Raw genomic sequence first — 12721 nt, 5'->3', positions numbered from 1 at the left:
GTATGATGTATCTTGCTCAATGACTGATGGCTATGACTGTTATCAGAATGCGTTGGCAGAGAGGATCAACGGAATATTGAAGATGGAGTATCTGTTGAATAAACCGAATGATTTAGATGAAGCAAAGAAAATGGTCGCTGAATCAGTAAAAATCTATAATGAATATAGGCCTCACACAGCTCTAAAATACAAAACGCCCGATGAAATACATCGAGCGTTTTAGTCAATCAAGTGTCAACCCATATCAGGACGGGTCACTGTCTAAACTCGATTAAAAAGCGTCGTCCACGATATCTTTAAGTCGGTCATAAGGCACATATCCCGGTAAAACATTTCCGTTCATCATCATGGTTGGAGTGCCTGTTAAACCTAGAGCGCTAAAGGTTTGGTGGTTAGTGGTTAGAACCTGGTTTTGTTCTTGAGTTGTTTTTAGCTCCGCCTCTGTTCCCGTCTTCTTGGCGACTGCTTCTAGTGAGCTTTTCGAGTGAATGCCGCTTTTCGCCATCAGCAATCTATCAACTTCAGGGAATACTTCTGGGTTATCTTTCCATACTTTCATCGCGTATAGCGCTGCGTTGGTGTTTAGACCCGAAACCTGTTGCTGCTTAAACGATAAGTACACGTTGATCACTTTAATATCGCTGTTTTCAGAGGCTAATTGAACCAAGCCTTTTTCCAAGCGCTTACAGTAAGGACAGTTATAGTCTGTAAAATTAATAATGACCGATTTGCCATCCGGATTGCCCGTGATTGGGTGAGCGTCATTGTTGTATAACCAATCATGGCTTTCCGCTTGGGCTTTCTTCGCTTGCTCTTGACCTGCTACGTACTGCTCTAAACTGGTATGCAACCCAGAGATTGTTGAAGGGTTCTCTTTCAGGAATTGATTAATTTCTTCAAGTTGTTGAGTTTGCTCTTTGTTTAATTCTGCGAAGGCATTAGTACTCAATAGTGAGCCTAAAATCAGTGCGCTTATCAGATGCTTTTTCATATTGTCTTTTCTCAAATTCGTGATAATCGTGAGCGCTTATTGGGTTGCGCTCACATTAATGTTGTTTGTTAAACGGGCTGAATCGCTTTATTCACTTACCTTTGCTCTGTTTTTTCTTTGTGAGCGAGTTAGGCAAAGTAGGTTCTTAACCACAGCCCTATAGGAGAAGTAACGCCTGTTGCGATACTGCTGATCTTTCCGTCTTTGATGATGACGATGCTTGGAGTGACATTAACGCCCCAACTTCTGCTGATTGACCCAGAAAGATCATTGATAACAGGGAAGTCATACTCTTTTGCATCCAAGTAGCGCTGGACACGCTCGTCTGGGCCAGACGATAGAGCGACCGAAACCACCTGATGGGAGTCGTTGAAGCTATTGACGGCTGGGCTCACAAATTTGCAGGCACCACACCAAGTCGCCCAAAAATAGACAATGACAGGCTTACCATTTTTGCTTAGCTCGATAACATCAATATCTTCCCCTTGGAGCGATTGACCCACAATTGGAATCGCATCGCCCTGAGGCATACTTCTGCTGTGATAAAAGTCCATGGCAAATGAAACCACGCCAACGATAAGTATCATTGAAACCAGTTCCTTTCCCCACTTCTTAAGACGACTTGGCTTTTTGGCCTCACTCTTTACAGTGCTGTCTTCAGCCGTGTTAGATCTCTCTTCATTGTTGGGAGTCTTCATCAGTTATCTCGCAGCATCGATGGCTTGCACGACAGTGTCACTGTTGAGAATGACAGGAAGTGGAATACCGCTTTTATAGCTTGGACCGTAGACGATATTAAATGGCACACCAAATCGCCCATTACTTTGTAAGTATTGGGTGACACTTTCACTTGGTGTCGTCCAATCGCCTTTCATCAAAACTATGTCTTCTTGTTGTAGGTGGCTGTAGACAGGATCTTGAAGGATGACACCGATCTTGTTGGCTTTACAGGTGATACACCAATCAGCCGTCACATCGACAAAGACCGTTTTGCCTTCATCAACGAGCTGAGGGATTTGCTTCGCATCCAGCTTTTGCCAAGCGAGATCGTCAACAATGGGTGTCGCCCAGTTATCAGCGGTGACACTACCGACGATCAATGCAGCACCAAACACCAAGGTTGTGGTTGCCATGATAGGAATCAGTACCTTTCGGCCCAGTTTCATGCCAATCCAAACTAGCACTGAAATCACGATAAATAGCGACAGCAGGATAGTCGGGAATTTACCAATGAATGGATTCAGAAGGCTTGTTAGCCAAAGGCTGGTAATGAACATCATTAAGCCAAATACCAGCTTAACTTTGAACATCCACGCTCCAGGTTTTGGAAGCAACTTGGTTAGGCTTGGGAATAGCGCAAAGATCAACCAAGGCGCACTCATACCAATACCGAGTGCGATAAAGATAGCCCATAACTCTTGGTAGCTTGCTCCGAGTGCATACGCGACTGCGGTTCCTAGGAATGGCGCGCTACACGGCGTTGCTAACAGCGTCGCAAACATGCCTTGAACAAAGTGGCCTGAATGTGAGTCATCGCCTTTGGTTGCCATCCAAGTGTTTAAGCCTGATGGTAGTCTGAATTCGAATAACCCAAGCAGGTTAATCGAGAACAGCAAAGTGATGATCAGCATGAACCCGATGAACCAAACATTTTGGAATTGGATTCCCCAACCAATCGCATTACCACCCATTTTTAGAGCTGTCATACCTAGGGCTAACAGCGCAAATGATGTAATGACACCTGAAGCAGAAGCTAGGAATGACAGTCGAATATGACGATTAGATGCACCTTGGTTTTGAATGATGCTGTTTAACTTCATTCCTAATACTGGCAACACACATGGCATGATGTTGAGGATCAAACCACCAATTAAAGCAAAGCCAATCATTGCCAGAAAACCGTTGTTGCTTGTTTGATAAGTGATCGGTTGTGACCCAACTTGTGCCGTCATCTCTTCGGCAAAATTACTGTCTGAAACAGTGACACTCACTGTACGGTCCGTTAAGTCGACTTCACCGATCCAGTTGCTCACATCAAATACGGCTGTCATTGTATTGTCTGTGATGTGGACGCTTGGTTGAGAGAAGAAGTCATCAATCACTTCTTGCCCGTCAATCAACACCATAGGCTTATCCCAGCCATCTTTACTTGTCAGCTGAGTAACTAATTGCTGCTTGCTCTTATCCCAAAACAGACCGTTCACCGCAGTGCGGTTAGCTTCTCGTGGCGACTGGCTCATGCCTTGGTTGAACAAAAACATCGCTTCTTCATCGAGCGCTAAAGTTTGTGGGTCAATCGGCAGTTCGATATCGTAATCGGTTAACACACAGATATTGGTACACGACGGAAAGGTAAACGACGCCCTGAATATTGCAGGCTTTGTGTTGTCTTTCAGGGTTAACGTGACAGGAAAGCTGACGTGCTTTTTGTAACCTAACGTCATGACGTCAAGCTGTTCGTAATACTTAGGTATCGGCCAATGCCAATCTACTGACTCAATGTTTGTTGAACCAGACCAGTCCCAGCTTGGCGGAATGCCACCTTCGCCTGGGCTACGCCAATAGGTTTTCCAGTCGCCGTCGAGCACGACATCGAGCACGGTTTGGATCTTAGAGCCGTCATCCGACTGTTCACCTGTCGACATCATTCGCATCTTAACAGGCGGATGCTCAGGCACACTAAGCCAGCCCGTTGTCTGTGCCAAGGCGGTAAATGACGTCATAACCAAAAGGGCAGTGACTAAGGTTTTCGCGCATGTACGCATAGAGAATGCCAATGAATCGACAAACTTAGTTAGTAGTGTGTTGTACACAAATGTATCTCCAAAAAATAAATAAATAGGGTGTAGTAGCCCGGTTATTTACTCTCTAAATATACAGTGAGTTAGGTGTAAGCGGAGTTTTGTAGGTCGAGTAGAGCGATGATTATCTCTAGATAACCTTGAGATGTGAGGCGGTAAATTAAATGCAACAGCAATAATAAGTACGAATGGGATCAGCCAGCTGGTTTTTGGGGCGGCAAAGGTCAGCATTTTTGAACTTAGGCTGCATGAACTTGAATTGGGTGAAGTTAACATTTTAGAGGCTTCTAAACCGAAAACACTGGCGTATAGAGCGGCCATTTTTTCTGAAGAAGCGATGTCGGTTTGAGGGTTACTGGCTTCCGTGTGAGTTTGTGCATCAACTAGGATAGATTGACCAATGAGAGAAGTTGAAATCGATACTTTCTTTACAGATAGCGTACTTGCCAGACAGGTTACGATAACCAGTCCGGTAAGAAAGAGCGCCCAAAGCGAATGCTTTTGTCGGCGATTCTGTGTAGATAAGAAAAGTAATGGTGTATTTAGCAAATCAGTCAGTAATCGAATCAGTTAGTAGCTAAAAGCGAGCTCGTTGGATTGTGGCTAGCTTAGATAAGTTCTCTTCGCGCCACAAGTCATAAAATTGTTAAAGTGAAACTATGTATTAGTGCGGGAAACAGCAGATATAGGATAAACGCCGTATAATCACCAACTCACGCGAATACGACATTGAGCTCTAGTTAAAGTTCACAACAATCGGCAGTTATCGCGAATTTATTGTGTATCGAGTGGTTTATTTTCCAAGAGGCGATACAAAAAAGCCCAACAGGCCGTAGATGAACGTGTTGGGCTTTAATCATTAGGACTATTGGAAAAACTTAGTGAGTGCGGCGAGGGCCGTTACGTACCAAGTCTTTACCGTTATCAAAGACTTCTTTGGTGATCCAACGAGCAAGTAGAACTTTATGGCTGCTGTTGAATACAGCAACGAAGTGACGGCCATCAGAATTATTGGTTGCCATGCCTACACCTTCAACGCCTTCAAGGCCTAAACCGCCAGCTTCCACTGAAATTAGGAATTGCTCTAGTTCTTCTAGAGACTCAATAATATCAAGTTCGTTGTTCATTTTTATGCTCTCTTGCTGTGAGCCAACATCGTATTTAAGGCGCTTTAGTGCATGTGCCCGAGTGAAGATATTGGCCATTGTTCTTTGTTGGATGCGTACTCTACAGGTCATAAGTGGGGATTGGAACTCTCAAATATTAGAAGCTGTCTGATAATTTGCGAAGTTTTAACATAACATACGTTTAAATGCTTGTTATCCATCTTCTTTTTACTACTATTTATAGGGTCAATTTAGACAGTAATAGGAATTAATATGATGAAGGTTTGGCGTTGTCTATTGTTAATGTTGGCGTTTGTTGCATTTGGAAGTTTTGCACAAAGTGTCGATAAAATAGCAGAAGTACAAGATCAATTAATGCTCGATCTGGCAACATTAGAAACGGCGCATGATGCAGAGAAGCCCTTTCTTGAGGATATATTAAGGCGTAAGAATCAAGCCTTACGTGAAGAGATATTCTCTCAATTATCATCTGACAAAAAAGATGGACTAGATGTCATTCTTTCTCAGCAGGTTGAACTCTTAGAAAAACTGTTGGCATTGAATGAAGTTAAAATCGTTACATTGAGCAAAGAAAATCGTTCAGCAGAAGGTGATGCTAAGAAACCTCTAGAGTTACGAATTCAAAAACGAATCGGAATGATGGATGCTTATTATCAGCAACTTGCTAAGACATTAGATTGGTCTAAAGAGCGTGGCGTTGATGTTACTGTCTCCGAAGATAAGCTCAAGATGGCTCTAATATCTCGTTCCAAGTATCTAACCAATGCCATTCTTTACACTGACACACAGCGACAAGACCAAGAGGCACGTTTGTCTTTTGTCACTGAAGAAGAGAAAGCGGCCATCAAAAAGGAGCTAATACGCTTTAATGAGCGTACTAGTGTCATGGTGGCGAGCTTAGAAGAGACCATCTCCCTAATGGAACCTTTTGGTGTGGATGTCACTTCTTACAAGCGAGTGTTGCTGTCGACGACGGGAGATATTAATGCCGATGTATTGGATGTTGATGTTGCACTTGAGTTGTTGGATGGTTGGCTTCGTTCATTCAGTTCATGGGCTTTTGAAAATACCCCTTCTTTTATCGTTAAACTCGCTCTGTTTCTCGGTATTTTGTATGTAACTCGCCTTATAGCTAACGTGGCTCGTAAGACCGTTCGTAAGAGTGTTTCGCACTCTAAAATGGACTTCAGTGTCTTGATGCAGGACTTCTTCGTATCCATTGCATCTAAAGCGGTCGTGTTTATTGGTTTGCTTATTGCGCTGTCTCAAATAGGGATAGAGCTAGCACCACTTCTCACTGGTTTCGGTGTTGCAGGTGTCATCATTGGTTTCGCATTGCAAGATACGCTATCTAACTTTGCATCGGGTTTGATGATCTTGATCTACCGCCCTTATGATGTGGGCGACATGGTTAAAGTGGCGGGCGTGCAAGGCACGGTAAAAGATATGAGCTTAGTGTCGACGACCGTTCAAACTATCGATAACCAACGCTTGGTGATCCCAAACAACAAAATCTGGGGTGATGTGATCAACAACATCACGGCAGAGCGTGTGAGACGTGTTGATATGGTTTTCGGTATTGGTTACTCAGATGATATCGATAAAGCGAAAGCGGTATTGAACGACATCATTGTTGCGCACCCTCTAGTGTTGAAAAAGCCAGAGCATATGATCAAGCTTCATACCTTGAATACGTCTTCTGTAGATTTTGTCGTAAGGCCTTGGGTTAAGACTGATGACTACTGGGATGTGTATTGGGATGTGACGGAAACCGTGAAGAAACGCTTCGATGAAGAAGGCATCACGATTCCATTCCCTCAACGAGATGTACATATTTACAATCACGAAGAGAACTAAGCGAAAGAGCTAGTACGAGAAGCAATTTCGAAAAGAGCGATTACGTAAAAGCTAAGTGTGGCTTCGAGCCATCATTCTTAATGTGATATCAAATGGACGCTGAATAAGCGTCCATTTTTTTGGCTGTCGTTTATATTGAGCCTCATTCTTTATGTCACTCCACCCATCTTAGAATTAAGTTATGATGGGGTAGGCTCAATCTGGACAGTTGAAAGCGAATGGATGATTCACAGCAAAAAACGAATAGTAGAAATACAACGGTAAGAAAAGCGACGCGAATTGAAAGTGTTATGAACTCTGCGATGTGGCATTTAACTCAGAGGGATATGACGGAAAGTGAGTTGGTTGCGAAGCTCAAAGTGAAAACCGACAATCAAGAATGGATCGATGAAACTTTAGGGACTCTGAAAGGCTTTGGGTATCTCAAGTCTGACCAAGTGTTTGCAGAACAATTCGTGGAACAAGCTTTTTCTGGTGAATTTGGTTCTCGATATATTGTCGAAAAACTGAAGAAGAAGGGTCTGACGGACTCTGTGATTTCTGATGCGATTCATAAGGTGTCCTTCGAAAAGTCTATTGATGAACAAACCATCTTGATAGAACGAATCAACCACTATTACTCAAGCTTTACTATAAGCCGTGAAAAGCTAGTCGCGACCCTGCAAAAGCGTGGCTTTAGCTATCAACAAGTTAAGGTAGCGATTGACCAGCACCCACAAGCGCATCAACTGAAAAGTAACATTCAAATTAAGGCCGAGAAAGCCGATTTGGAAAAAGAGGTGTTGAAGTATGCTCGTAAAGGCAAGGGCCTGACTGCCATTCAGCAAGAGCTTAGGCAGCGACAAATCGACACAAGTGAACTGTCATCGCTAATCGAACGATTGATTAACGAAGAGCAACTAGACTTCTATTCTTCGTGTTTAGAACAGTTACAGAAGAAATCTTACGATCTAAATGATCATAAAGAACGATCCAAGGCTTACGCAATGCTCAGTCGAAAGGGGTTCTCTTCAGACGAGATCAAATTTGCTCTGAGTGAAGGTAACGAGTAACTGGTATTATTGATCTCAAGAAACATCGAACGTTAATATATAAAGGGCAGAAGGGCATCGAATACCTTGTTTTAACGTGTTGTATGCAGGTTCTCTGCAATACCTAAACCATTGCGTAAGGCGAACTGAATAAGGTCATTATGGCTGTTTAGATTCAGCATACCTAGCATGCGGTACTTGTGTGACTCAATGGTTCTCGAGCTTAAGTGAAGCTTATCGGCACACTCTTTTGCACTAAACCCTTGAGCAATCAGAGCCAGAACCTTGGTTTGTTTTTTTGTGAGTAACAATAGCTTCTCACTATCATCTTCTAATAAGTTCTCATTTTGTTTTAGCGTTCTGGCTAACGTTGAATGTTGCCAATAACAGAGCCAAAGTTCGCAGACTAACTTTAAGCGCTGGATATCTTCGAGATTGAAGGTGGTATCGTTGTCGTGAAAGTTAGTGAAAGACAATGCTCCCCAGCGTTGGTTAAACAGCTGTAAAGGAATGATGCAATGCCACCTTCCTCCTTCTTTGTAGATCTTCTTTAACACATAGTTTTTGGTTGAAACGAGCTCGTCACTGGTAAAAGTGAGATAAGTTTCATTGGTTTTCAATAGCTTTAGGTAATCAAGATAGTTACCGCCAACCAAACTTTTCTTATCGACAGGAGGTATGTTTGCTTTGGAAACCGAGCACGTTTTCCCATCTTCAAGTAAAACCATTGAATTAGGGTATAGCGTTAAACGATCGATCCCAAACCAATCGAGTACGTCAAAACTTGCTTCTGACCAAGTTGTTTGAAAGTTTTTAGGATCGCTATTAATAAGTGAGGTCGATTGTTTCATTAATAGTTGTTCAAAACTTAGGTTTAAAGCAGACACGTTTTTCCTTACTCGATACATTCATTGGGTCAATGCACAGAAGATATTCGTTCAACTAGCTCAGTGCAAGATAAGATTCTGATATATATCAGAGGTTCTAGTCTCCGTTTTTTTATAACTCTTGGTTCTATATTACAGAGTGATAAGCAGTATATTTACTGCATTAATTGAACGATGTTTTTTATAGGCTCAGGCTTTTAATTCTGCCTAACAAACCCCGTGATGATTGAGAACATCCGTAATATGGATAACAGCACGGATATCGGGTTTACGCTCGGCTTGCGATTCTCAATATAAAAGCCATATCAACATATCATTATGTAATTTAATTCACCAAGGCTATAAAATTTTCAGTAAATTTACGGTATATCAATAACGTATTTTTTTGAACAATAGCGCCACTCCAAAAGGCCGGACTAACAAGGCCGAATCAATATATAGGTAGTGGTTATCATGAAAAAGACATTAGTAGCACTTGCGATTGCAAGCATCTCGACTTCAGCTTTTGCTGTAAACACAAGCAGCCAAAATAGCCAAAATGAAGATATGTTTGCATTTGACTCAATGCACAAAGATCAATTCTCAGTATCAGGCTCTTTCGGTGTTGGTGGTTACTACGATACGGGTTCTAAAGCATTCTACGATGACTGGGCAACCGGTCTTACTCTTGCGGTAAACTACCGTAACAACCGTATTGTTGGTTACTTTGAAACTGACATGATGGTCAACTACACCACTGATAACAACGTTTCAGCGAATGCAGCAACTGCTGGTTGGACAAACGGTATTGATACTGGCCCGGCAACCGACGTAGACAAAGCATGGATTGGTTTCGACACTGGCTTTGGTATCGCTTCATTCGGTTGGGAAAATGATACAGCACTAGACAAAGTCGATGGCGCTGGCGACAACACCTATGAGTTTGGTGCTTCTGCTGGCGATGCTTCAGACGGCTTCAACGTGGTTAAGTTCCAGGGTGCAACCAATGGTATCGCTTACGGTATTTCTTACTTTGAAACAGGTGACGATCATAATGATGCGGATAAAGGCATTAATGGTTACATCGGTTTAGAGCGAGAAGTATTCAACCTATACGCTGGTTATGAAGCTCGTGATGACGATGCTGATTACGAAGTTTACACAGTGACAGGTAACGTTAAAGTTGGTGCTCTTAAACTAGGCGTGAACTCTTGGATTGAAGAGAGTGACTCTGTTAAGAATACGGGTTACTACGTTTCGGGTGGCTACACACTTTCTGAAGACCTAACAATCGCAGCGGGTTACGCATCTAGCAGCAATGAACTTGATGGCCAAGCCGATGTCGATGCTTCTTACATCAACATCGCGGCAATGTACCGTATTGCTGACAACGCTGACATGGGCATTGATATCAAGCAAGACCTGGATGGTTACCGTGTAGGCAAAACTAGTGCGCAATACGATGAAGAAACTCACGTATTCGCAGCAGCTTACTACTACTTCTAAGAACTTGAACTCTTAGAGCTTCTAAGAAATTTGATGGTAATGGTGTAATAGCTTGCCCGGTCGTTACACCATGTTCTCTTCTTTTCGCAGTTTAAGCATCCACAAATCGACATGTGGTATGCCACTCAAGTGTTACGAGTGGAATTATTATTTGGAGAAATGTAATGGTTGAAAGCATTACTGCCAAGGGTGTTATTTACGGAAATGATACCCTGTTTACATGTAAACCGAATCGAAACGGACTATTTGAATTGGCACGTAAACATGGAAGAGTCGCAGGTACTCGCCCACAAGATCTCAAGAACAAGGTTTATGCTGAATCTCTTGATGAAGCTTGGAATTTACTCAAAACAGAAAAGTTTTATATTGTTTTGACGGGGCAGGTATTCGGCATTCATCGAAAATCACTAAGAAGTGTTGATTCTGTTGATGTTGAGTTTAATAGCAAAATTCGCTCAGCATGTTTCACGATATAGATCCCAAGCTGAATCTAAAAAGGACGATAACTTATCGTCCTTTTTTCATTTTAGTTTTGAACTCAATTTTTGTTACAGAGGCTTAAACACAATCTATCGACCGTATTGCCCAACGATAAAGTGCTCAAACTCATCACACATCTGATGGTTTGATTTATCATTATTCGCCAACTCGGTTGACCCATCAACGATCGATATCTTCGCATTCAAATCAGCAACTGGTGCACGCTCTCTTGTCGATAGCTGTTTGATTTTTTGCTCTTCAATAGCCCATGCTTCCTCTGGCGATAAGTTGCACTCGTCAGCGAGGTATTTGGCATTAAAACCTTCCCCAGTTAGGCTTTCGATTGTCCCATTATGATTCACGCTATTTCCTTGGTACCAATAGTGCTTAGCTAACAAAGGGCCGATCTCTGGGTTATCCGTTAAGTAGCCAAACTTATCGGTGAAATATGCACGAGTTTGATACACCGCCATATGAGCCAGTAGGTAACCTTGATACGCGCAAGACGCTTCATCCGACAATAGATGCGGGATCGCCATTAATGGGCGAGGGCTACAAGCCAATCCAAGAATCGTTTTCTCACTATTACGAGCGAGAGCGGTGATCTTTTCAGGCGTCAGATCTTCATCTGCCAATTCGTAAAGTGCTCGCTCGAAATAGGGAACCACTAAAATGCTGCGTTCTTGATAAGCTCTGAAGGGTTGTTTGTTATCGATGATTGCTTTGATGAGCTCATTAGGCACCGGTTGTCCTTCTGCATTAAGTGCGTACTGTTTTAACCAATCGGCATCATTCAATAGGCTATCGCAGAACATAGACTGGGTTTCCGCATAAGCCATCGAGGTAGGTGCAAACTCTTGAGAGAAACACGGCGCGTTCATTTTCACGTTAGCAAAGTGCGCAGCGTGCCCACCTTCGTGAAACAGTGTGTTGATCCCATCATAGCCGCTGCCTACTTGATCGGGCTTAGCATTACTAGTGAAGTTGACTTGAGCAGGTACCCAGGTGTCTTGGTCATAGAACGAAGGAATAGGCCCGTGACAGAAGCCGTTTGGGTATTTACCTTTGCGATCAAGCAAGTCCAACTTCAGTGTGGCTTGTGAATATTCGATATTCAGGCGACCAAAAGATTCAATCCAGCGTCTTAATGACTTTGAGAAAGGGACATAAGGGTCGAGGTCATTCATCACGTCACCAGCAAAAGAGTAGGTGAAGTTATGGCCTTCGAGGGCGCTCTGACCTTTTTGCTCTGCTAGGTTCTTCAAGCTTTGTTGGTGACTATCACGGGTACGTGTTTCAAAGTCATCCAGAATCGAGAACAGTTGCTCAGTGGTCATCTGTTCAGTTTTAACGACTGAGTAATCAAAAAATGTTTTGAACCCTAGAGATCGGGCAAACTTATTACGCTTTTTGATCAGCTCAATAAATCCGTTAACCAGCAGCCATTGCTCTAAATTTAATAGTGTTTGGTGTGCAGAAAACCTTACTTGTTCATTACTATTACTTCTAACTGCTGAGCCTAGAACTGGCAAGGAGCCCTCTGTTTCTTCACCCGTTTCATTGACGTAAGTCATTACGTGATTTTGTTTTTTCTCAAACAGTTCAGCCTCAAATTTTATGAGGTCTGTTTTAAGCTTCTGTGACTGCTCAGACTCAATAGCGTGAGCTCTAAAGGTCGCCAACCAGCCATTTAAGCCTGTAAACGTACTTTCTTTTTCTTGGGGGTCTTGAATTTCATCGATAGCAGCAAGTTGCATTTCAATAGCGGTAATCTGTTCGGCAGAGCTTAGAAACTCGGTCCACTGAGTCTGCGCGAGTGTCGAACCATCATGGTCGTCACTGATTCCCATATAGGTATCCCAAAAGAAGTCCTCTTTCGCTTTATGAGTCGCAAGATACTTTTGATTCAATTGGTTGAGATAGTTCGTTGCAGTCATGACATTCCTTGAAAATTAACCAGTAATTTCAACATTATGACACATTCATTGAATGTATTTTGTGACGATAGATATAACTGAATGCAAGTCACAGCATATCGGTTTACTTTACAGCGTATCAATGG

11 protein-coding genes and 1 pseudogene are annotated in these 12721 nt (G+C 42.6%); 6 read left to right on the top strand and 6 right to left on the bottom strand.

The genetic code is table 11. The features are described from left to right. A partial coding sequence (locus tag L4C44_RS07545; protein ID WP_146161772.1) for an integrase core domain-containing protein occupies positions 1–223 on the top strand: 223 nt, incomplete at its 5' end. Positions 224–271: 48 nt separating this feature from the next. On the opposite strand, the gene L4C44_RS07540 is transcribed toward L4C44_RS07545, so the two are convergent. The 4 genes from L4C44_RS07540 to L4C44_RS07525 form a co-directional block, all read right to left on the bottom strand. Next, positions 272–991, bottom strand: a complete 720-nt coding sequence (locus tag L4C44_RS07540) for a DsbA family protein (protein ID WP_146490905.1) — start codon at positions 989–991, stop codon at positions 272–274. A 128-nt stretch (positions 992–1119) separates the two neighbouring features. Continuing rightward, on the bottom strand, positions 1120–1689 hold the full coding sequence (locus L4C44_RS07535) for a protein disulfide oxidoreductase (RefSeq protein WP_146490904.1): 570 nt from the start codon (positions 1687–1689) through the stop codon (positions 1120–1122). A gap of 3 nt (positions 1690–1692) precedes the next feature. Beyond that, on the bottom strand, positions 1693–3756 hold the full coding sequence (locus tag L4C44_RS07530) for a protein-disulfide reductase DsbD family protein (RefSeq protein ID WP_327784967.1): 2064 nt from the start codon (positions 3754–3756) through the stop codon (positions 1693–1695). Positions 3757–4670: 914 nt separating this feature from the next. Then, positions 4671–4919 carry a hypothetical protein gene (locus L4C44_RS07525; protein ID WP_017062732.1) on the bottom strand — a complete coding sequence of 83 codons (249 nt, stop codon included), beginning with the start codon at positions 4917–4919 and terminating at the stop codon, positions 4671–4673. Positions 4920–5171: 252 nt separating this feature from the next. Here L4C44_RS07525 and L4C44_RS07520 point away from each other — a divergent pair, with 252 nt between their 5' ends. Then, positions 5172–6776 carry a mechanosensitive ion channel family protein gene (locus L4C44_RS07520; protein ID WP_428804743.1) on the top strand — a complete coding sequence of 535 codons (1605 nt, stop codon included), beginning with the start codon at positions 5172–5174 and terminating at the stop codon, positions 6774–6776. Between the two features lie 218 nt (positions 6777–6994). Beyond that, positions 6995–7828, top strand: coding sequence for a regulatory protein RecX (locus L4C44_RS07515; RefSeq protein WP_285953754.1), 834 nt, complete (start codon positions 6995–6997; stop codon positions 7826–7828). A 71-nt stretch (positions 7829–7899) separates the two neighbouring features. Here L4C44_RS07515 and L4C44_RS07510 read toward each other — a convergent pair whose 3' ends face one another. After that, positions 7900–8694 (bottom strand): response regulator transcription factor, encoded by a 795-nt coding sequence (locus tag L4C44_RS07510; RefSeq protein ID WP_146490901.1) that lies wholly within the window; start codon positions 8692–8694, stop codon positions 7900–7902. A gap of 219 nt (positions 8695–8913) precedes the next feature. Here L4C44_RS07510 and L4C44_RS07505 point away from each other — a divergent pair. From L4C44_RS07505 to L4C44_RS07495, 3 genes and pseudogenes are all read left to right on the top strand, one after another. Then, positions 8914–8991 (top strand): annotated as a pseudogene (locus L4C44_RS07505) (DUF3187 family protein); the annotation flags it as partial. A 156-nt stretch (positions 8992–9147) separates the two neighbouring features. Further along, positions 9148–10179: a porin gene (locus tag L4C44_RS07500; protein WP_428804742.1), complete on the top strand. Its 1032-nt coding sequence runs from the start codon at positions 9148–9150 to the stop codon at positions 10177–10179. 164 nt (positions 10180–10343) lie between these two features. Next, on the top strand, positions 10344–10655 hold the full coding sequence (locus tag L4C44_RS07495; RefSeq protein WP_146490899.1) for a hypothetical protein: 312 nt from the start codon (positions 10344–10346) through the stop codon (positions 10653–10655). Positions 10656–10748: 93 nt separating this feature from the next. On the opposite strand, the gene L4C44_RS07490 is transcribed toward L4C44_RS07495, so the two are convergent. Further along, positions 10749–12596 carry a M3 family metallopeptidase gene (locus L4C44_RS07490; protein WP_428804741.1) on the bottom strand — a complete coding sequence of 616 codons (1848 nt, stop codon included), beginning with the start codon at positions 12594–12596 and terminating at the stop codon, positions 10749–10751. Between the last annotated feature and the right edge of the window lie 125 nt (positions 12597–12721).

Origin of the sequence: Vibrio satsumensis (assembly GCF_050337435.1) — a bacterium.
GTDB lineage: Bacteria > Pseudomonadota > Gammaproteobacteria > Enterobacterales > Vibrionaceae > Vibrio > Vibrio satsumensis.
Note: the sequence above shows the minus strand (reverse complement) of the source record. Positions and strands in the feature narration are given on the sequence as shown.